The sequence below is a fragment of the Enterobacter cloacae complex sp. IR5422 genome (assembly GCF_049238165.1).
GTDB classification, from domain to species: domain Bacteria; phylum Pseudomonadota; class Gammaproteobacteria; order Enterobacterales; family Enterobacteriaceae; genus Enterobacter; species Enterobacter roggenkampii.
In genome coordinates, this window is the sequence record NZ_JBMKHT010000011.1 from 84,650 (window position 1) to 105,595 (window position 20,946).

Below are 20,946 nucleotides of genomic sequence, written 5' to 3' on the forward strand. Positions count from 1 at the left end.
GGCCACGCTGTGCGGCCTTCCTCAGCGTCGCACTCAGGAAGGCGGCAGCAGGTTAAGCGCCTGCTTAACCGCCGCCTGCAAACGTGATTCCGGAACACCGTCCCGGGCCTGCACCGACAAACCGTGTAAAAAGACGGCGAAATAGTCTCCCAGACTCTCTGCATCGGTCGTATCCTGCAGTTCACCGTTTTGCACTGCCTGATGGAGACGGTCGATGATCTGCTGTGTACGCTGCAGGCGATGCTGCGCCAGCCAGGTTTTGATCGGCTCATTTTCTGCGCTGACGCTGGCTGCAGAGGCCACCACCATACATCCTTGCGGCAAATCCGGATGGCAGTACAGGTGAACCGCATCCATTAATAGCGTCTGGAGGGTATCCCGCACTGTGCCCCCAGCGGCTAAGGCCCGATCCGCAAAACTGCCTTCCTGATTTTCGTAATCAGCGATAGCTTCCCGAAAGAGCTGTTCTTTTGAACCAAACGCCTTGTAAATCCGTGCCGACGCGATACCCAGCTCTGCCACCAGATCTGACATCGAGGTTCCTTCATAACCCTGTCTCCAGAACAGGTTGCGCGCTTTGATAAGCGCCTGGTCACGATCGAACTGGCGCGGTCTGCCTGCCATTTTGTTGCTCCGGTTGTTCCTGAATTCTGTGCAACAGGATCGCCTAAATCATCTGGATTACCAACGAATTTATAATTTTCGCTTGCGGTTATCCGGCTTTACTCCTATTGTTTGTCAATCGACAAACAATAGGAGTATACGATGAAAACCCTCAAAGGTCCCTCTCTCCATCTGGCCCAGTTCAGCGATGACGCGGCCCCCTTTAATGATTTGCCTGCGATAGCCCGGTGGGCGGCGGAAACGGGTTTTAGCGCCCTGCAAATTCCGGCATGGGATCGCCGTCTCTTCGACGTGGCGACGGCGGCAGAAAGTCAGACCTACTGTGATGATTTGACCGGTATGCTGGCGGAGCAAGGCCTGGTGGTAAGTGAACTGACCAGCCATATCTTCGGCCAACTGATGGCGGTCCATCCTGCTTACGACAGCTTATGCGACAGCTTTGCGCCGCCGGAAGTCCACGGCAACCCGCAGGCCCGTAGCGAATGGGCACGGCAACAGCTGCTGATGGCGGTCAAGGCCTCTGCCAGGCTTGGCCTCAGCGATCTGGGTACCTTTTCTGGCTCGCTGGCGTGGCCCTATTTGTTCCCGTTCCCGCAGCGCCCGGAAGGGTTAATTGAAACCGCCTTTGACGAGCTGGCCAGACGCTGGATGCCGGTACTTAACGCCTGCGAAGAGCAGGGCATTAACCTCTGCTATGAGATCCACCCGAGTGAAGATTTGCATGATGGGGTGACGTTTGAAATGTTTTATCAAAAGGTAAAAGAACATCCCCGCTGCCGGATACTTTTCGACCCCAGCCACATGGTGCTCCAGCAGCTTAACTATCTGGAGTTTATTGATATTTATAAGGACATGATCAACATGTTCCACGTGAAAGACGCTGAATTTAATCCGACCGGTCGTCAGGGTATTTATGGTGGCTATCAGTCATGGGTTGATCGTGCAGGACGTTTTCGCTCATTGGGTGACGGCCAGGTGGATTTCCGGGCCATTTTCTCGAAGCTGACCCAATACGATTATGCTGGCTGGGCAACCCTGGAGTGGGAGTGCTGTCTGAAAAACCCGCTGGATGGTGCCAGAGAAGGGGCTGCGTTCATCCGCGACCATATTATTCACATTACCGATAAAGTCTTTGATGATTTCGCCGGTGCGCCGGTTAACCCTCAGCAAATCAACGCACTACTCGGCATTCGCTAAGCCACGACATTACAGGGAGTCCCCATGGAACAACAATACGGTGAGATCGCGCATGCGGATCTCAGGGCAGAACACGTCTATACGAAAGTGAACGGACAGCGCATCCATTGCGTCGTGGCGGGAAAAGGTCAACCGGTATTACTGATACCGGGCTGGCCGCAGACCTGGTATACCTGGCGCTATGTTCTTCAGGCGCTGGCGGCGGCGGGTTTTCAGGCGATAGCGGTCGACCCTCCGGGTATTGGTGAGTCCGATAAACCGCGCGACGGCTATGACACCGGACGTGTCGGTGCCATGCTGCATACCATGATGGCGCAGTGGGGTCATGCGCGTTATAGCATAGTGGGCCACGATATCGGCATGTGGGTTGGCTATGCCATAGCGAGCGATTTTCCTCAGGCAATAGAACGACTTGTGCTGACAGAAGCGGTGATCCCTGGACTGGCACCGCCACCACCGATTTTCGTCGCACCGGAAGAGAACATCTTTCTCTGGCACTTCATGTTCAATCAACTGGCGGATCTCCCCGAAACCCTGACCAGCGGGCGAGAATCACAGTATCTCAGCTATATTTTCGATCGCTGGTCGCATCGCCGTGAACAGGTCGCTGCAGAGGTGTATATCGCCGCCTATTCGACACCCGGCGGGCTGCGTGCGGGCTTCGACTATTATCGCGCTATCCCGGAAACCATCCGGCAGAACCAGCGCCGTGCGCAAACGCCTTTAACCATGCCGGTATTAACGGTGGGGGCCGAACATGCCACGCGCGATGCACCGCTGATAACCCTCCAGGGCAATGCCCTTGATCTGCGTGGCGAGACGGTGGCGGACTGCGGGCATTTTATTACCGAAGAGTGTCATGAGGCGTTTATTGGGCTGATCGTGCCCTTTCTCTCAGAGGGCAACGATCGTGCCGCTGGATAAACACATTGCTGACTTTCTGGCTGCATCATCGGGCGCGCCGCAACCGGCGTCGTTAGGTGACCTGCGTGCCGCCACCGAAGTAGATTTGTTGCGGCTGCAGGGAGAGGATGAATTAAGCGATGACATGCAGGACTATGTTGTCATCGCCGATGATGGTTACGCCATTTCCCTTCGTGCCTATAGCCCAGCTGCCTCAAACGCGGACATTGCGCAGCCTGCCATACTATTTGCTCACGGCGGTGGATGGTGTCTGGGGTCGCTGTCGCTCTATGATCGACCCTGTCAGGCACTGGCCAATGCCACTGGCAGGAAAATACTCTCCGTGGATTACCGTCTGGCGCCGGAGTTCCCCTTCCCAAGGCCGTTAGAAGATGTTTATCAGGCACTATACTGGGCCAGTGAACAGGCCGCGCTTCTGGGGATAGATGCGACCCGTCTGGCGGTGGGGGGCGACAGTGCAGGCGGAAATCTCGCTGCAGCGACAGCGCTGCTGGCCCGGGATCGCGGCGGACCTCACATTGAGCATCAGTTGCTGCTCTACCCGGCATTAAGTCGCGAAATGTCGACCGAAAGCTATTGTGAATATGCTGAAGGTTATTTTTTAACGCGTGATGCGATGGCGTTTTGCTGGGAAAACTATCTGGGAGACCGTCGTCATCCCTATGCCGAGCCGCTGCATATGGCCTCGCTGAGGGGGTTACCGCCAGCAACCCTCCTGAGTTGTGAATATGATCCCCTGCGCGATGAGGCTGAAGCGTATGCGCGACGGCTTGAGGAGGCGGGGGTGCCTGTGCGCTGTGAACGGTTGCCGGGAATGGTGCATGCCTGCATGCATATGTCAGGGTTAACGCCAGCCGCAGGGCGGTTGTTCGAACGGGCTTGTATATAGTTCAGAGTAGGCTCCGTTTTCCAAACGGAGCCCTTTATCTTTACCTCTCGCCTCCATGCCGCGATGCGGTATCGGTTAGTTCTGCAATATTGCCGGGGCAATACCCATTTTTGTTGTCAAAAATCGTTCCGGGAATATGCTTTCTGAAACAGATCAGCGAGGCGATAAAATGGACACGTTGCTTTTACCCGGCCAGAATCCCCGAGCCTGGGCGGAAACTATGATCAATCTGGAGGCCAGAAAACTGGTTAATACGGCCAACACGGTCGCGGCTATGCATCTTCAGGATGGTTTTATCCGGATTCAGTTTGTGGATGAGATAAGGGCATTCATCATGGCCCAGTTTGAGGCCGCACGCCGGGCAAAAACGGATGATGACTGTATGGCCTGCCTGCAGGCGTTGCGTGCAGAGAACACCAGTCTGCTTGAACAGTCCCATTCTCTCAAAACCGGCTATGCAAAACTCTATGCCGAGGTGAAGGTTGTCCGGCACGAGAACAAAATTGTAGGTTACATCATCTCAGCTGTTGACGTGGTGGTAGCCGGAGCGGCTATCTTTGGTGGGATCGTCATGATGTCCTCCATGACGCCGTTGGGGGTGGTGGCCGGTGCCGTGATTGTTGTTAACGGGCTTAACACTATTTCACGTGAAGCCGCACACAACCTGCTCGGTGATAAGCAGACGGAGGGAATTTTCGCTGACGGCTCAATGGAGGTCGCAGAATTCCTGGGCTTCAGCCGGCAGCAGGGGCTGGGGACCTACAAGGCTGTCACGCTCTTTAGTGAAGTCTACGGCGCGTATGGTCTGAGGCTGAAACCCGAAGCGCAACGGCTGTGGTACTGGACCAGGCCCGATTTCTTCAGGAAAGTATCCGATACGCCACGTCCCGCGATGGCGCTTAAAATTGCGGGATGGGGTGTTAAAGCCAAAGTGGCGCTTGATTTACTGACTATCGAGCCTTCCGGGAAATAGTCTTCTGCAGGCGGAATGCTTTCCAGCCCAGAGCTGGTGGAAAGGTCACCCAGGCAATGATCAGGACAACAAGGGAACTCATGCCCCCGGAAAGAATGTGTGTCCGGCTGCCAGCGATAAGGGTGACCAGCATAACCAGAACCAGCGCGACCGTGATCCATACCGAAACCCAGAAGCGCCGTGAGAGCGCATCGATGAGATGCTGCATTGTGCCTCCGGCTGCTGCGAGTCGGCCCTGTAAATTGTCTACTTCGCTTTTGCTGAAACCTGCCTCAAGCAGGTCTTTCTCACTGATAGCCATCACGTCCTCCCTAAACAGGCGAAAGTATACTGTATCAGACCAATAATCCCAGGTGGCCAGCGTAAGCAAAATAAAAGAAATTACGGAACATGAAATGCGGACAACTTTCCGTAGAAAGTCCCGAACATAAGGATACCGCAAACAGGAGGCTACCCGTAACGCTCGCGGTAATACTTCCCGTTTCTCAAACGGAACCGAGATAAGACAAAAAACCCAGCATAATAGCTGGGTTTCTGCATCATGCCGGTTCGAAAGGCAGAACTACGGCGTTTATCAGTGCGTCGCTTCACCAATCAGCGCGCCCGTGCCCGCGCCCACGGCTGCACCTTTCAGCACGCTCTTGCCGGTAACCGCCGCGGCGCCTGCGCCCACGGCAGCCCCTACGGCGCCGCCTTTACGCGCGGCTTTACCTTTGTCGCCGTTTTTGAACATGGCACCCGTGCCTGCGCCAACAACGGCACCGCCAACGGTGGATTTCAGATCTTTGCCCGTGGCCGCGCCAATGGCAGCGCCTGCTACCGCGCCAGCGGCGGTTTTATCGATGGCCATTCCCGAGGTGGAAAAAATGAGGGCGCTGATAACCAGCGTTGTTTTAATCAGTTTCATAACAGATCCTTTGTGACTGCTGTCGGTTGATACGTCGCTTCTCACTCTGAGGTGAGAAAAACGCACAGATAGTGCCAGCAATACCGGCTCAACCTTTAGGCCAATCATGCCCTGCGAAAGGATCTCGGTTGCCGGGCGGCGATCCGCCCGGCAGAACATTACGCCTGACGCTTATCTTCCGTATTGGTCTCGAAGTCGCTCGCCGCGTGGCGTTCGTGAAGCTGCTCGTTCAGCTCGCCGCTGGTGCGGTTAACGATGCGTCCGCGCTTAACGGCATGGCGGTTCGCCACGTCTTTCGCCCAGCGCTGCACGTTGGTGTACTTTTCTGCGTCGAGGAACTCAGCGGCGTTGTACACGCTGCCCAGCGCCACGCAGCCGAACCATGGCCAGATGGCGATATCGGCAATGGTGTACTCCTCACCCGCCACGTAGCGACCGCGCGCCAGCTGTTTATCCAGCACGTCGAACAGGCGTTTGGCTTCCATGGTAAAGCGGTCAATCGCGTACTCAATTTTCACCGGGGCATAGTTATAGAAGTGGCCAAAGCCGCCGCCGAGGAACGGCGCCGCGCCCTGCAGCCAGAACAGCCAGTTCAGCGTCTCGGTGCGTCCCGCCGGATCTTTCGGCAGGAAGTGGCCGAATTTCTCCGCCAGATAGAGCAGGATATTGCCGGATTCAAAGACGCGCGTTGGCGGGCTCGTGGAGTGGTCACGCAGCGCCGGGATTTTCGAGTTCGGGTTCACCTCCACGAAGCCGCTGGAGAACTGGTCGCCCTCGCCGATGCGGATCAACCACGCGTCGTACTCCGCGCCCGTCACGCCCAGCGCCAGCAGCTCTTCGAGCATGATCGTCACCTTCTGGCCGTTCGGTGTGCCGAGCGAGTAGAGCTGCAGCGGGTGAGAACCGACAGGAAGATCTTTCTCATGGGTCGCGCCGGAAATGGGGCGGTTGATGTTGGCGAACGCGCCGCCGTTGTTCTTTTTCCATTCCCACACTTTGGGTGGCTGATACGTGTTGTCTGACATGTTGGCCTGCCTTTTGAGTGATGTGTTGAGGCAGTGTAGCAGGAGATTTGTGAAGCGTTTAACGAACTGAGCGTAATCGATCTGCCGCTATTCCTTCCGGCGCTTATATATATCAAATCCGGCATAAGCTTAATCGAAAATCGCATTTTCATAATTAATGCGTAAACGGATAAAGCTGCATATGATGCTTCAACATAAATAAAAGATGCAGTCATAAACACTTTATAAGGCAAGGAGTTAGTGAGATGCGCAAGCTTCTGTTATCGGCAGTGGTTGTTTCGCTCGCGTTAGGCCTGGCGGGCTGTGATGATGCGAAAAATAAAGAGACAAATACGCCCTCAGCGGCAAAAAGCGATGCGCCAAAAGCGGGCGGTTCGCTGATTATCGGTATTACCTCCGGCGACCCGTTAGCTGTAAATCCGCTCTACGCCAGCGACCGTACCACGTTGACGATCATGCAGGCGCTCTATGCCCCGCTCTATAGCTTCAACAACGGTAAGATCGAATGGGGCCTGGCGGAAAGCCTGACGCCCTCTGCCGACAACCTCAGCTACACCCTGACGTTAAAACCCAACCTGAAATGGCAGGACGGCCAGCCGCTGACGGCGGACGACGTGGTCTTTACGTTCAACAAGTTGCTCGATGCCAAACAGCACAGCTTCTTCCGCAGCATGTTCACCTACGGCGATAAGCCGGTACAGGTGAGCAAGGTTGACGACCGCACCGTTAAGTTCACCTTACCGCAGGTCAGCGCGGCCTTTACCGGCACGCTGGTACAGATCTACCCGATCCCGCAGCACGTGTTCGCCAGCGAAGGCGACCTGGAAAAGAGCAGCAAAAACGATGCACCGGTCGGCTCCGGGCCGTTCAAATTTAAAGAGTACCGCGCCGGACAATATTACGCCCTGACCCGTTTTGACGATTACTGGAACGGCAAAGCGAAGCTAGATTCGGTGACCTACCGTTTCGCCAAAGACAGTAACGCCGCCAACCTTGCGCTGCAAAACGGTGAAATCAACCTCAAGATGGTTGACCCGCAGGATGTGAACCGCCTGAAAAATACCGGTAAGTTTGACTTCGTGGTCTATCCGGAAGGCCGTCTGGCCTATATGACGTTCAACCAGAACGTGCCGGTAATGAAGAGCAAAGAATTGCGTCAGGCCATTGCGTACGCCATCAACAAAGACGAGCTGACCCAGACCGCCTTTACCTCGCTGGACTACGCCAAACCGGCGACGTCCTTCCTGACGCCCGATACGCTTTACAAGACGGATGACGTCGAGCAATACACATTCGACCTGCAAAAAGCTAAAGAGCGGCTTAAAGCGTCCGGCGCGCCGGACAACCTCAAGCTGCGCCTGGCGTATGTGAATACCAACAAAACCCAGGAGAGCATGGCGCTCTACATTCAGCAGGCGCTGAAGGGCATTGGGGTGAACGTGGAGCTGATGCCGCTGGACTCCAACGCCATGTCCCAGCGCAGCCTCGATATGAACAACACCGCGTGGGAGCTGAACCTGGGCGGCTACATCATGGGCTCAGAGCCGGACGGCTACAAATCGCTGTTCATGAGCAACGAAGCCTATAACTACGCGCACTACAAAAATCCGCAGTTTGATGCCCTGTGGGATAAAGGCGCCGTGGAAACCGACGCCGCGAAACGTGCCGATATCTACAAGCAAATTCAGCAGATCGTGGCGAACGACATGACGTACTACCCGATCGCCTATACCAATGCGACCGTCGCGGTAGACAAGCGTTTCGGCGGCACCCAGGAAGCGGAGCCGAAACCGGTCTATCTGTTCCAGGATCTGTCAAAAATCTATCAGAAATAAGCGATTGCCCCGGCCGTCGGGTCGGGGCCTTGGTAAGGGCATGTCGTGAACACACTTCTCACGCGTCGGCTGCTGCAGCTGCTGCCGATGCTGTTCTTTATTTCGCTGGTGGCGTTTTTGCTGGTCAAGCTCGCGCCCGGCGATCCGGTGGCGGCGTACATCACGCCGCGCATGGCTCCGGAAGATATCGAACGTATTCGCCAGAGCCTGGGGCTGGATAAGCCGCTGGTCACGCAGTACGTTCTGTGGCTGAAGAACGTCCTGCGGGGCGATCTCGGCTATTCGCTGATTTACCACCGCCCGGTGCTGGAGATGATCGGCGAACGCATTCCGGCCACCCTGGGGCTGATGGGCGCGTCGCTGCTGCTGGCGATCGTGCTGGCCATCCCGCTGGGCCTGCTGGCGGGGGCATTTAAGCACCGCTGGCTGGATCACCTGCTGAACCTGTTCGCCTATATCGGCATCTCGGTGCCGATTTTCTGGTTCGGCATCTTGCTCATTACGGTCTTTGCCGTGCAGCTTAACTGGTTCCCCAGCATGGGGATGCGCACCATCGGCATGGAGGATAATACGCTGGACGTGCTGCGCCACGGCGTGCTGCCGTGTATTGCCCTCACGTTCTACAACCTCTCCAGCTACGTGCGCTACATCCGCTCCAACACCATCTCGCAGCTCTCGGCCGACTACGTGCAGACCCAGCTGGCTTACGGCGCCACGCGTTCCAGCATTCTGTTCCGCCACGTGCTGAAAAACGTGCTGCTGCCGGTGATCACCCTGTTTGGGCTGTCGTTCGGTGAGCTGATTGTGGGGGCCTACGTGACGGAAAGCGTCTTCTCCTGGCCGGGGATGGGGCTGCTCGGGATCCAGTCGATCGCCTCGCTGGACTACCCGCTGATCATGGCGATCATCATGCTCTCGTCGATGATGCTGATCGTCGGTAACCTGATCGCCGATCTGCTTTATCGCTTCGCCGATCCCCGCATTCGTACGCTGAGGTAACCCGCATGAGCAGACGCTGGAAGCAGGTTCGTCACCAGCTGCGCCGCAACCGTCCGGCGCAGTTCTCCCTGTTTGTGCTTTTTATTTTCGTTGTTGCCGCGCTCTGTGCGGGCTTGAGTCCGTACGATCCGGATCGGATGGCGCTCGGCGCACGCACGCTGCCGCCGGATGCCGCACACTGGTTCGGCACCGACGAGTACGGGCGCGACTACTTCACCCGCGCGCTGTATGGCGGCCAGATCTCCCTGATGGTCGGTTTTCTCGCCATGCTCTTTTCCACGCTTATCGGCACGGTGGTGGGAACGGTGAGCGGCTACTTTGGCGGCTGGCTGGACAACCTGATGATGCGCGCCGTGGATATCCTGATGGCCATTCCGGCCTTCTTCCTGCTGCTGGTGGTGAATGCGTACCTCAAGCCGGGCGTGGATAACATCATTCTGATCATCAGCCTGCTGACGTGGATGAACATGTCGCGGCTGGTGCGCGCAGAAACCCTGTCGGTGAAAGAGCGCGAGTATGTGCTTTATGCCCGCGCATCGGGGGAGCACCCGCTGCGCATTATCGTGCGCCACATTATTCCCGGCGTGCTGCCGACCATTATCGTGGCCGCCACGCTCAATATCGCCTCGGCCATTCTGATGGAGTCGACGCTCAGCTTCTTAGGGCTCGGCGTGCAGGCACCGGCGGCGTCGTGGGGAAGCATGCTCAACAACGCCCAGTCTTATATTGGCGAAGCGTCGTGGCTGGCGATGTTCCCCGGCATCCTGATCCTGCTGACGGTGTTCAGCTTTAACGTGCTGGGCGATGTGTTCCGTACCGCCTTTGAGCCAGGAGCGAATCGCGATGAGTAGCTTATTAGCGCTGGAGAACCTGCAAACCACCTTCCGCACCCGCGAGGGCGAGGTTCACGCGGTGCGCGGCGTGAGCTTTCAGGTTCAGCCGGGGGAACTTGTCGGCATCGTCGGCGAGTCGGGCTGCGGGAAAAGCGTCACCTGTAAGTCGATCATTCAGCTTCTGGGGAGCAACGGACGGATAACCGGCGGCAGCATTCGCTTCCAGAATGACGATCTGGCGCAGAAAACGCCCGCGCAGATGCGCGCCATTCGCGGCAACGAGATCGCGATGATTTTTCAGGATCCGATGACCGCCCTGAACCCGGTGCTGACCATCGGCAAACAGATGACCGAGATCCTGATGCGCAACAAAGGACTCACCAAAAAAGCGGCCAAAGCGGCGGCGATCGCCATGCTGGAACAGGTGGGGATTGCCGAGGCGGAACGCCGATACGACCAGTATCCCCACGAGTTCAGCGGCGGGATGCGCCAGCGGGTGATGATCGCCATTGCGCTCTCCTGCAACCCGAAGCTGCTTATTGCCGATGAGCCGACCACCGCGCTGGACGTTACCATTCAGGCGCAGATCCTGCGTCTGCTGAAAAGCCTGCAACAGCAGACCCAAACCGCGATTCTGCTGATCACCCACGATCTCGGCGTGGTGGCGCAGGTCTGCAGCCGCGTGGTGGTGATGTACGGCGGGCTGGTGATGGAGGAGGGGAGCGTGGAGGACATTTTTTATCGCCCTGCGCATCCTTATACCCAGGGGCTGCTGGCCTCGCTGCCGCGCCCGGATGAGGTCAACCAACGTTTATCGCCCATTGAAGGCGCGCCGCCTGGCCTGCTTAACCCGCCGCCGGGCTGTCCGTTCGCCGAACGCTGCCCGAAACGCATGCCCCAGTGTGAACGGCAGCCCGCTTTTTACGCCATGGGTGAAGGCCATCGCGCCGCCTGCTGGCTATGGGCCGATAAGGAGATTCAGGCATGAGTGAACAACAGGCCCCTTTAGTAAGCGTGCGCGATCTGCGCAAGCACTATCCGCTTAACGGCGGTTTGCTGCGTAAAGGCGCGGCGGTGAAGGCGGTTGATGGCGTGAGCTTTGATATCCAGCCCGGCGAGACGTTTGGCCTGGTGGGGGAATCCGGCTGCGGGAAATCCACCCTCGGGCGCGCCATCCTGCGCCTTTTCGATATCACCGCGGGCGAGATCCACTTTGCCGGACAGGCGATTGCCCACGCCCGCGAAAAAGAGCTCAAGCCGCTGCGTAAGCGGATGCAGGCGATTTTTCAGGATCCTTACTCCTCGCTCAACCCCGGCATGACGGTGCGGCAGCTGGTGGCCGAGCCGATGCAGATCCACGGCTACAGCCGTGAAGAACAGCGCGAACGAACGGAAACGCTGCTCTACAAAGTGGGGCTTAAGCAGGAACACCTTGAGCGGTTTCCGCATGAGTTCAGCGGCGGGCAGCGCCAGCGCATCAGTATTGCCCGCGCGTTGTCCGTGCGTCCTGAATTTGTGCTGTGCGATGAGCCGCTCTCGGCGCTGGACGTCTCGGTGCAGGCGCAGGTGGTGAATATTCTGCAGGACCTGCAGCAGGAGCTGGGGCTGACCTATCTGTTCATCGCCCACGATCTCTCGATGGTGCGCCATATCTCCAGCCGCATTGGGGTGATGTACCTCGGCAAACTGGTGGAGGTGGCCCCGGCGAATGAGCTGTATCAGCGTCCGGCGCACCCTTATACCCGCGCGCTGCTGGCGGCGGTTCCCCAGCCCGACCCGCGGATTCGCAACCTCGAAGACGCAACCCTGCGCGGCGAAATGCCCGGCCCTACGTCCGCGCTGCCGGGCTGTAAGTTCTGCAGCCGCTGCCCGCACGCCATGCCGGTTTGCCAGACGCAGGAGCCTGCCATGCAGGAGATCGCGCCAGGGCATTTCGCGGCGTGCTGGCTGTTTAAGATGTGAGCCTTAAACGTGTAGGGTGGCGCTTCGCTTACCCGACCTACAGGGTTTTGCGTTTTGTCGGCCGGGTAAGGCGAATTATTTACCACGCAGGTGTATGATAAACGCTCCTCTGTCAGGTTAATTACAACGTGCAGACGACGACAACCCATAAAAATTGCCGCCTGCCTGTTTTAGGTTGGATACATGCGTAAAGGAACGTTAAGCAGTGATGCGCCATTCGGGACATTGTTAGGCTATGCGCCCGGTGGCGTGGCGATTTACTCTTCAAATTACGGCAGTCTGGACCCGCGAAACTATCCGGAAGATGCGGATTTCCGCAGCTATATCGGCAACGAATACATGGGCCACAAGTGGCAGTGCGTTGAGTTTGCCCGCCGTTTCCTGTTCCTCAACTATGGCTTCGTGTTTACCGACGTCGGTATGGCGTGGGAAATTTTCTCTCTGCGCTTTTTGCGTCAGGTGGTGAACGATAACATTCTGCCCCTTCAGGCGTTTGCCAACGGCTCAAAACGCGCGCCGCGCGCCGGGGCGCTGCTGATCTGGCAAAAGGGCGGCGAGTTTCACGAGACCGGCCACGTGGCGGTGATCACCCAGCTTCTGGACGATAAGGTGCGTATCGCCGAGCAGAACGTGATTCACTCCCCGCTGCCGCTCGGGCAGCAGTGGACGCGCGAGCTGCGCCTGAGCGTGGAGAACGGGTGTTACACCCTCCACGACACCTTCAGCGACACGGAAATTCTCGGCTGGATGATCCAGACCGACGACACAGAACACAGCATTCCGCAGCCGGAAATCGACGGCGAACTGCTGAAAATCAGCGGCGCGCGGCTGAAAAACACACGTCAGTTCGACGGGAAATGGCTCAACGAAAATGACGCGCTGCAGCAGGCGTATATCCGCGCCAACGGTCACGTGATCAACAAAGATCCCTGCCAGTACTTCACCATTACCGAAAGCGCCGAGCAGGAGCTGATCAAAGCCACCAACGAGTTGCACCTGATGTACCTGCACGCGACGGACAAGGTGCTGAAAGACGACAGCCTGCTGGCGCTTTTCGACATCCCGAAAATCCTCTGGCCGCGCCTGCGCCTCTCCTGGCAGTGGCGTCGTCACCATATGATCACCGGTCGTATGGATTTCTGCATGGATGAGCGCGGCATCAAGGTCTACGAGTACAACGCGGACTCCGCGTCCTGTCATACCGAGGGCGGGCTTATCCTTGAGGAGTGGGTGAAAAACGGCTATCGCGGCAACGGGCATAACCCGGCGGAAGGCCTGCTGGAAGAGCTGACCGGTGCCTGGAAGCACAGCCACGCCCGGCCGTTCGTGCACATCATGCAGGACAACGATGTCGAAGAGGACTATCACGCGCTCTTTATCCAGCGTTCTCTGCTGCAGGCCGGGTTTGAAACCAAAATTCTGCACGGGCTTGGTGCCCTGAGCTGGGACGCCGCTGGGCAGCTAATTGACGACGAAGGCCGCCACGTCAACTGCGTGTGGAAAACCTGGGCGTGGGAGACGGCGATTGAACAGATCCGCGAGGTCAGCGAAACCGAATACGCCGCGGTGCCGATCCGCACCGGGCATCCTGAAGGCGAAGTGCGCCTGATTGACGTCCTGCTGCGCCCGGAGGTGCTGGTCTTTGAACCCCTGTGGACCGTTATTCCCGGCAACAAGGCGATTCTCCCGGTGCTGTGGCAACTGTTCCCGAACCACCGTTACCTGCTCGACACCGATTTTGAGGTCAACGATCTGCTGAAGCAGACCGGATACGCCGTTAAGCCGATTGCCGGACGCTGCGGCAGCAATATCGATCTGATCAGCGCCCAGGACGAACTGCTGGATAAATCCAGCGGCAAGTTTGTTGACCGCAAAAACATCTACCAGCAGCTGTGGTGCCTGCCGAAGGTCGACGGCAAGTACATACAGGTCTGTACCTTTACCGTGGGCGGGAACTACGGTGGGACCTGCCTGCGCGGCGATGACTCGCTGGTGGTGAAGAAAGAGAGCGATATTGAGCCGCTGATCGTGGTTAAAGATAAGTAGCTCTTACCCGCAATAAAAAAGCCCCCGCAGGGCATCCTGCGGGGGCTTTTCGTTACTGTTCTTCCTCTTCCTGCCCGTTGATTTTCAGATCGATGATGCGGCCAATCTGGTCATGATAGACCGTCAGCAGGTTGTACTGGCTCATCTCGGAGATGATCTGCGGTGAAACATTAAAGCTGCGGGCCAGCTCTTCCTGGTGAAAATAACCCGGCTGACGCCGCCTCGCGTGGGCCCGACGGCGATTGTACTGATACCACAAAATCAGCAGCCAGCCGTTGAGCGCGGCGAACAGCAGGTAGAGCAACACCGTATTAAAGGACGCAATAATCACGCTCCAGCGGTGGTCGCTCTCCTCGGTGAGCTGCATCCAGAGCCGGGCATACAGGAAAAACAGAAAGCCTCCCCACGCCACCAGCGTTAACGCGGCATCGAAAAGACGTGGCAACAGCCGATGTTCGGTCAGAATTAAGGTATTTTCGTTCATTAAATGCGTCCTTTTCCCCGGTCCGGACTGATCCAGCGCGCGCGGGCGCGCTGGCGTTTAAGCATGACTTTTGGAAACGCGACGAGGGTGGTGAACAGGCCGATCATCCAGTACACCATCGGGAACCAGATCACCCAGAAAAGCGAGCTGGCCACCTTCCGTTCATAGCGCCGCTCGATGTACAGGCTGACCAGGAACTGCAGCAGGCACATCACCCCCAGCAGCAGCCCGGTAAACGCTGGGGGAAAGAGGCTCTCAACGGTCAGGTTCGCGGGAAGCGGGGCGATATGGCTGAGGATGAACAGCAGCACCGTCATGGCGTAGGCGAAGGCCCACAGCGTTGACAGGGCATACTCAAGAAACAGGGGCCACATGCGGTGATGCTCCCAGCGCACTATCTTGCGAAGGTTGACCAGAAACACCTCCGCACCGCCCTGGGCCCAGCGCAGACGCTGTTTCCACAGGCCCTTCAGCGTCTCCGGCATCAGGATCCAGCACAGCGCCCGCGGCTCGAAAAAGATATCCCAGTGGCGCAGCTGCAGCTTCCAGCTGATGTCGATGTCTTCGGTGATCATGTCCGGGCTCCAGTACCCGACGTCCGCCAGCGCCTGTCGGCGAAAGGCGGCGATGACGCCCGAGACGGTAAAGACCCGGCCATAGATCCGCTGCGTCCGCTTGATGAGCCCGATAATCGATGAGAACTCGCCCACCTGAATGCGGCCAATCAGCGTGGAGCGCGTGCGGATACGCGGATTCCCGGTGACCGCCCCGACGTGGGGATACTGAATCAGCGGGGCCACCAGATACGCTGCCGTATCGCGGTCGAGCAGGGCGTCGCCGTCAATGCAGACCAGCAGATCGCCCCGGGCCGCCGCTGCCCCGGCTTTGAGCGCCAGCGCTTTCCCCTGGTTTTCCGCGAGATTAATCACCCGCAGGCGCGGATGTTCCTGCGCCAGCGCATGCAGCACCTGCGCCGTGTTGTCAGACGAGCCGTCGTTGATGGCGATAACTTCGATATTTTCATACCGCTGATCCAGCGCGGCGCTGATGGTCTCCCGGGCATTCCTTCCCTCGTTGAAGCAGGGGATAAGAATGGAGATGAGCGGCTCACCGGCGAGCGTCGGGGCGGGCGTCTCTTTATCCCACGACCAGTGGCGTTCAAGCTGAAACCAGAAATAGAGCCCGCCGGTTATCCAGAGCACGGACATGAACAGCGGCCAGAAGAACACAAAATCCAGAATCAGCTCGCCGGTAAAGAGGGCGGCCACGCCTAACGGCAACCCGAATACCAGACATAAAATGGAAAAGGCGATAATGCGATCAGTCATTGTCAGGGTACCAGTACGAAGAAAATACAGGCCTGATGTGTGAGATATCAGGTTGGTTGTTGATAAAATCGTCGGGGTAGTAGCCATAGTTTTTGACGCCGTTCAGCTGGAGCACGCGCATCCACTGTGCCAGCTGGCTGTCGGAGACGGCGCGCTGCGGTTTCCCATCCCAGTCCCTGGCCTGCAGCTCGAAAATGGTTTTATCGAGCGCGCCGGTACGCGCGGCGACCGCGTTAACCAGACGCGTCAGCCAGGCATCACTTTCGTCTGCCGGGACGGACTCCATCAGCGGCATGGCCATCGGCACCGTCCAGTCATACTCCGCCAGAAAATCGTCAAGATTCTGCGCGAACCACGCTTCGCTTTCGGGCTGCAGTATGGGCAAGGCGAACATGTTGCGCGCGGTTTTTATCTGCGGGCCACGGATGTGCTTCACCGCGAGGCTCAGGGCGTGGGTAAACCCGATAAGCGTCTGGCTTTTCTGACGTGTTGTGCTCTGAGGGCTATCGTCCACGTCGGTCAGCACCGCATCGTCATGGAACAAGATCCCGTTGAAGCTGGCATAGCGGGCCAGATCTTCATAGATGTCCGTCACCTGCTGGCGCACCTGCGGGTCCCACGGGGAGAGCCGGATATAGGGATCGGTGGCTTCGCACAGCTGGCCTGACGAGCGGTCCCGACGCTGCACGCGCGGCAGGGCAGGATCGAGATCGAACGAGAGCACCGGCATCCACGCGAAGACTTTCACGCCCGCCCGGGTTTGCAGCTGCCAGGAGACAAAATTAAAGAGATCGGCCCGGACCGGCAGCTGGCGGTTGGGGAAATAGAGCGCCCTGATCCTGCCGTCGCCCTGCGGGTCGGCAAACGCCTGCAGGAAAACATGGCTAATTTTCATGTCGTAGACCCGCTGGATCAGCCTGTTGATATTTTGCGTCTGCTGGGCTGGATCGGGATCGTAAACGTAGTCGAGATCGACGTGCATGACGCGCACGGGTTCGCGCTCCTGAACCTGGCTGACCGTACTGGCAAACGCCTTAAGCGAGGGATTGCCGGCGATTAGCAGACGGGGGATATTGCCCAGCTCCTGCACGTTCCCCAGCCCGTCCTCAAGGGTAAAGGCCAGCTGATAACCCTGCTGTCTGGCGATGGCGAGCGACGTGCCGTTGGCGGCACCGTAGGGCCAGACCCAGGCGCGCGGCGCCTTGCCCGTCACCTGCGTGATTTTTTCAGTCACTTTGCGAACGTCATCGCCGATCCGCTGGTTGAACTGCCGATCGGTTTCATAGCGGCCCGTCGCTTTATCGTAAAAGCGGTTGGCGATGGCGGGTTCGCGGCTGCCCTGCGGGTTGGCAACAATGCCGTAATGCGAGGCCCAGGTGTGCGAACCGATCTCAATCAGCGGAGACCGGCTGAGCTCGCGCACCATATCCCACGTCGCGAAACGATCGCGGGCCGTCATCAGACCGCCGAAGTTAACTTTTTGATTTTCCGGCGTATCCACCCAGCTGCCCACCGGCGCCCAGAGCGCAGGGACGTTCCACGCCTGAAGCAGTGGCCAGACGCGGGTGTAAAAGCTGCTGTAGCCGTCGTCAAAGCTGAGCAGAACGGCTTTGGGCGGCAGCGTTTTTTTTCCGTCATGGGCATCCAGAATGTCCTGCACGCTGATGACGTGATAACCGTTGTGCAGCAGCCAGCCGATCTGCTCGTTTAGCGCGCTGGTGCGCACGGAGAGGTAGCGCTGATCGGCGGCATCGTCTTCGACGTCGTGGTAGGCCAGCACCAGAAACTGGTTCTGCGGCCAGGGTTTGCTCGCCTCCAGCTGCGGCCGATCTTTGGGCGCAATAAACGAAAATGCCTGCGCGCAGGCATTTGCGCTGAGGCAGAGCCAGCCGATGAGTATCAGGCTCGTGGAAAAACGTGTGTTCATCTTCATCATCCTTAAAAGCGTAAAGTCGCATCAAACGTGACGGAGAGGTTGCTCTCGCGTTTGCCGTCGTAAGGGCGCTTGTCCCAGTTCAGCATCACGCCGGTATCCATGACGTTGTTCCACTGAACGCGTTGTCCGTAACCCAGCAGAGCGATGGCGCCAGCGGACTGATTTTTCTGCCAGTAGCGGCCGCCTCCCGCCACGAACTGCTGGCTCCAGAGGGTGTCGTAATGGCGATACATCTCATGGTCAACGGCCAGGGCGGCCGTCACGGAAAGATCCCGTGCCGGGTTGTAATAGAGGGTGTCCCGCAGGCTGTTTTTGCTGGCGGCGATCCCCGGTTCGAGATCCAGCGTCAGGGACGGGGTCTGCCAGAGACGCTCCTTGCCCGTGAGGGTGTATTCCTGTCGGCGGTTATGATCCGAGAAGCGGCTGAGGGCGGCGCTGAACTGATACTCACGGCGCTCGTTTTGATACCAGCGCACGCCGCCTTCCCCCCGGTTGGCGCTGATCCCGTTGCGTAACGCCCGCAGGGGCGTGGTGCGCGACAGGCGCTCAAGGCTGCCGCTGACCTGCCAGCTATCGGTGAGGCTGTACGTCGTTGAGAGGCGAGCGCCCGGCTTGTTCGCGCCGTGATAGCGGTTGCTTGAGAGCTCGGCTTCGAGCTGGAGATCGCGTGGCCGCCATTCGATGCCGCCCAACAGGTGACGGCTGGAGCCTTTGCCTTCATCGAAATTGCCCTCTGCATAGCGGGTGCCGGCAAACAGCCGCCAGTTATCCGCTACGGGCGGGCCATAGAGCATGGCGTCCCAGTTGAGATCGTGCGTCCCGCTGACGGGGTTATCGGAGTGCAAACCCTTGCTCGCGTTGAGGCGCAGCTCGGACATATGGTGGACGGTGCGGAGCCTGTCCAGACGCCTGGCGCTGCGATCGCGCGGCGCGCGGGCAACGACGTCGTCGGCCAGTAAATCCATCTGCCGCCACTCCTGCAGATCCATGGCGACGTAAGCCTGCTGCTGCTCAAGCTCCAGATTCGAGGGCTCCAGCGCCTCCGCCATTTTCAGCGTTTGCTCGGCCGCGCGCGGCAGGCCTCGCGCCTGAAGCAGGGTGGCGTAGTCAATCTGCAATCCCTGATTGCCCGGCGCGGTTGCTGCCAGACGTCGCGCCAGCTTTTCGGCTTCCGGCAGGGCATTCGTCGCCAGCAAATAGTTAAAACGGAGCGACTGACCGGTAAGCCACCGATCGTTCGGCTGAGGGGTAGGGGAACCGAAATCGTAACGGGTCCAGGAAACGTTGCGGGTCTGGCGCTCTGCATACCGGCGGGCGGACGGATACTCTCCCGTATCCAGCCAGGCGTAGAAAAGCGCGTGCTCCTCGTCCTGCGGATCGGATGCGTACTGCGGATAGCGTTGCAGAAGCGCGAAGGCGGCGGCAGCGTTTTTCTCCTGCAGATATGCGGAGATCACCCAGCCGATTGCCCAGCCCGGCACCGGATGCCGGGCTGCCGTCAGATCCTGATATTCGCTGATGACCCGCGGGTAATCGGCATGGGCATACAGCGCGCCGAGCCGGTCGATACGCGCAAGCACGACGTCTTCCGCCGCCTGCGGCTCGCTCTGCCAGCGAGAAAGCAGCGCGTCGTAACGATTCAGCGCGGATTGCGCAAGCTGCAGGCGCTCCTTTTCTGTTCTGCCCGGCACGTCTGCAAGGCGAACGCTTTCGGCGGCGGCATTCAGCTCAAGACGACGACGCTCCGCGGGGGCTAGCGCCACCTTTTGTGAAAGCAGGAGCGCGGGGGTATTGACCCGGTTATCCGTTAGCGCGTCGACCCGCTCGCGGAGAAGCGCGTGATTTTCTGGCGCGACATACAGCGCGCGCGTGTCGGCTAAAAGCCGATCCCAGCTTTTTCCCTGGCGTAGCCAGACGTATGCCAGCGTCTGAAGATGCGCCTGCGAGGGGGCCTCCGCCACCAGCCGTCGGGCCTCCTGAAGGGCAAGCGTATCTTTACGGGCATCGGCCAGGGTTTTGATATAGCCGATACGATAATCGTCGTTATCCGGCGCAAGGCTGCGCGCTTCTTTCCAGAGCGCCAGAGCGGGCTCCCACGCTTTCTGATTTCGTCTGGCCTGCGCGACAGCCGCAACGCCGCGGGCGGGCAGCGGCATATAAATGCTGTAGCGCTGCCAGACCTGAATAACCTCGTCATCATGACCTGCCCAGGCCGCCACCTGTAACCAGTCCGCAACGTGCTCGGGCGTCAGGGCATGCTGCTGCTGATAGCGCTGAAGATAATCGAGAAACGACGTGTAATTACCGTTACGCGCCTGTTGAATCTGTTGCTCATAAACGGATTCCGTCGCCTGAACCAGAACAGGAAAGAGCAATAACAGAAACAATAATGTTGGGGTGCGATAAAAGAATAATGTACTGAAGCGAAGCGATCTTTCCATATCTATTTGCCATTTGTTTATCATGAATCCATTGCATAACACGGCTGCCTTTTAACTCTGCGTTAAAGGCCATAAATGAGAACATTAAATCTGAATGCAGTAACGTTAAGGGGTACTTACTTAAAGGTAATTATGGCGCCTCATCTTAGTGGACTGGATGGGAGGTAATGTACACCCGATATGTTGCCCGATAAATATGCTGAAAAGCGGCTGTGTCGTTTTGAGATAATTCTGTAATGAGCAGATTTTTGTGTTTATTTTGAATTGAGTGATTAATTGTAATTCATTGAAATATAATGATTTTATTTTTATTGTGACAGTTTTGTATATATTTTTAATGACGCTTGCTAGCCTCAATTAAAGTACTTTCTGGTGCATGTTTGGGAAGTTTCATGACAAAAATTCTTAATGTTTAGGGAAGTTGCGATTAAGTGGTCCGCAGCTCCCGATATGACGCCCCAAACCGTCCTTTATCGACGTCCTGTGGCTCAATTTTCCAATTTTCAGCCCAAAATCGTCTCTTCGTGGCTGATTTTGGCCCTG

General features: G+C 57.9%; 18 protein-coding genes. 10 read left to right on the forward strand and 8 right to left on the reverse strand.

Annotated features, from left to right (window positions below; translation table 11 throughout):
- Window positions 1-33: 33 nt before the first annotated feature.
- Window positions 34-624, reverse strand: coding sequence for a TetR/AcrR family transcriptional regulator (locus ACOTXT_RS08030; protein ID WP_021242108.1), 591 nt, complete (start codon window positions 622-624; stop codon window positions 34-36).
- A gap of 141 nt (window positions 625-765) precedes the next feature.
- On the opposite strand from ACOTXT_RS08030, the gene ACOTXT_RS08035 reads away from it, so the two are divergent.
- The 4 genes from ACOTXT_RS08035 (at window position 766) to ACOTXT_RS08050 (ending at window position 4,607) form a co-directional block, all read left to right on the forward strand.
- Window positions 766-1,821 carry a sugar phosphate isomerase/epimerase family protein gene (locus tag ACOTXT_RS08035; protein WP_055321451.1) on the forward strand — a complete coding sequence of 352 codons (1,056 nt, stop codon included), beginning with the start codon at window positions 766-768 and terminating at the stop codon, window positions 1,819-1,821.
- A 24-nt stretch (window positions 1,822-1,845) separates the two neighbouring features.
- Complete coding sequence (locus ACOTXT_RS08040; protein ID WP_055321450.1) at window positions 1,846-2,745, forward strand: alpha/beta fold hydrolase; 900 nt, start codon at window positions 1,846-1,848, stop codon at window positions 2,743-2,745.
- Window positions 2,732-3,634: an alpha/beta hydrolase gene (locus ACOTXT_RS08045; RefSeq protein ID WP_055321449.1), complete on the forward strand. Its 903-nt coding sequence runs from the start codon at window positions 2,732-2,734 to the stop codon at window positions 3,632-3,634. Before ACOTXT_RS08040 ends, ACOTXT_RS08045 begins: the two co-directional genes overlap by 14 nt.
- Before the next feature lie 169 nt (window positions 3,635-3,803).
- Complete coding sequence (locus tag ACOTXT_RS08050; protein WP_021242104.1) at window positions 3,804-4,607, forward strand: DUF4225 domain-containing protein; 804 nt, start codon at window positions 3,804-3,806, stop codon at window positions 4,605-4,607.
- Here the strand turns inward: ACOTXT_RS08050 and ACOTXT_RS08055 are convergent.
- From ACOTXT_RS08055 to yghU, 3 genes are all read right to left on the reverse strand, one after another.
- Window positions 4,585-4,908: a hypothetical protein gene (locus tag ACOTXT_RS08055; protein WP_023326061.1), complete on the reverse strand. Its 324-nt coding sequence runs from the start codon at window positions 4,906-4,908 to the stop codon at window positions 4,585-4,587. The genes ACOTXT_RS08050 and ACOTXT_RS08055 overlap by 23 nt on opposite strands.
- A 273-nt stretch (window positions 4,909-5,181) precedes the next feature.
- On the reverse strand, window positions 5,182-5,514 hold the full coding sequence (locus ACOTXT_RS08060) for a glycine zipper domain-containing protein (protein WP_008499797.1): 333 nt from the start codon (window positions 5,512-5,514) through the stop codon (window positions 5,182-5,184).
- 158 nt (window positions 5,515-5,672) lie between these two features.
- Window positions 5,673-6,539 carry a glutathione-dependent disulfide-bond oxidoreductase gene (yghU, locus tag ACOTXT_RS08065; RefSeq protein ID WP_023294549.1) on the reverse strand — a complete coding sequence of 289 codons (867 nt, stop codon included), beginning with the start codon at window positions 6,537-6,539 and terminating at the stop codon, window positions 5,673-5,675.
- A 245-nt stretch (window positions 6,540-6,784) separates the two neighbouring features.
- Here yghU and ACOTXT_RS08070 point away from each other — a divergent pair, with 245 nt between their 5' ends.
- From ACOTXT_RS08070 to gss, 6 genes are all read left to right on the forward strand, one after another.
- On the forward strand, window positions 6,785-8,374 hold the full coding sequence (locus tag ACOTXT_RS08070; RefSeq protein ID WP_055321448.1) for an ABC transporter substrate-binding protein: 1,590 nt from the start codon (window positions 6,785-6,787) through the stop codon (window positions 8,372-8,374).
- Window positions 8,375-8,419: 45 nt separating this feature from the next.
- Complete coding sequence (locus tag ACOTXT_RS08075) at window positions 8,420-9,373, forward strand: ABC transporter permease (RefSeq protein ID WP_025912485.1); 954 nt, start codon at window positions 8,420-8,422, stop codon at window positions 9,371-9,373.
- A gap of 5 nt (window positions 9,374-9,378) precedes the next feature.
- The gene (locus ACOTXT_RS08080; protein ID WP_032675491.1) at window positions 9,379-10,224 is read left to right on the forward strand and encodes an ABC transporter permease; all 846 of its coding nucleotides are present in this window, start codon (window positions 9,379-9,381) and stop codon (window positions 10,222-10,224) included.
- Window positions 10,217-11,194, forward strand: a complete 978-nt coding sequence (locus ACOTXT_RS08085) for an ABC transporter ATP-binding protein (protein WP_025912484.1) — start codon at window positions 10,217-10,219, stop codon at window positions 11,192-11,194. Before ACOTXT_RS08080 ends, ACOTXT_RS08085 begins: the two co-directional genes overlap by 8 nt.
- Window positions 11,191-12,168: an ABC transporter ATP-binding protein gene (locus ACOTXT_RS08090; RefSeq protein WP_023294544.1), complete on the forward strand. Its 978-nt coding sequence runs from the start codon at window positions 11,191-11,193 to the stop codon at window positions 12,166-12,168. Before ACOTXT_RS08085 ends, ACOTXT_RS08090 begins: the two co-directional genes overlap by 4 nt.
- A 183-nt stretch (window positions 12,169-12,351) precedes the next feature.
- The gene (gene gss, locus ACOTXT_RS08095) at window positions 12,352-14,214 is read left to right on the forward strand and encodes a bifunctional glutathionylspermidine amidase/synthase (RefSeq protein ID WP_025912482.1); all 1,863 of its coding nucleotides are present in this window, start codon (window positions 12,352-12,354) and stop codon (window positions 14,212-14,214) included.
- A 52-nt stretch (window positions 14,215-14,266) separates the two neighbouring features.
- Here gss and pgaD read toward each other — a convergent pair whose 3' ends face one another.
- Genes pgaD through pgaA form a run of 4 tightly spaced genes read right to left on the reverse strand, consistent with a single transcriptional unit; the run spans window position 14,267 to window position 20,403 of the window.
- Complete coding sequence (gene pgaD / locus ACOTXT_RS08100) at window positions 14,267-14,698, reverse strand: poly-beta-1,6-N-acetyl-D-glucosamine biosynthesis protein PgaD (protein WP_008499789.1); 432 nt, start codon at window positions 14,696-14,698, stop codon at window positions 14,267-14,269.
- Window positions 14,698-16,026: a poly-beta-1,6-N-acetyl-D-glucosamine synthase gene (gene pgaC, locus ACOTXT_RS08105; protein ID WP_333164712.1), complete on the reverse strand. Its 1,329-nt coding sequence runs from the start codon at window positions 16,024-16,026 to the stop codon at window positions 14,698-14,700. The genes pgaD and pgaC overlap by 1 nt, the downstream gene beginning before the upstream one ends.
- Window positions 16,019-17,962: a poly-beta-1,6-N-acetyl-D-glucosamine N-deacetylase PgaB gene (gene pgaB, locus ACOTXT_RS08110; RefSeq protein WP_333164709.1), complete on the reverse strand. Its 1,944-nt coding sequence runs from the start codon at window positions 17,960-17,962 to the stop codon at window positions 16,019-16,021. Before pgaB ends, pgaC begins: the two co-directional genes overlap by 8 nt.
- A 2-nt stretch (window positions 17,963-17,964) precedes the next feature.
- Window positions 17,965-20,403: a poly-beta-1,6 N-acetyl-D-glucosamine export porin PgaA gene (gene pgaA, locus ACOTXT_RS08115; protein WP_333164706.1), complete on the reverse strand. Its 2,439-nt coding sequence runs from the start codon at window positions 20,401-20,403 to the stop codon at window positions 17,965-17,967.
- Between the last annotated feature and the right edge of the window lie 543 nt (window positions 20,404-20,946).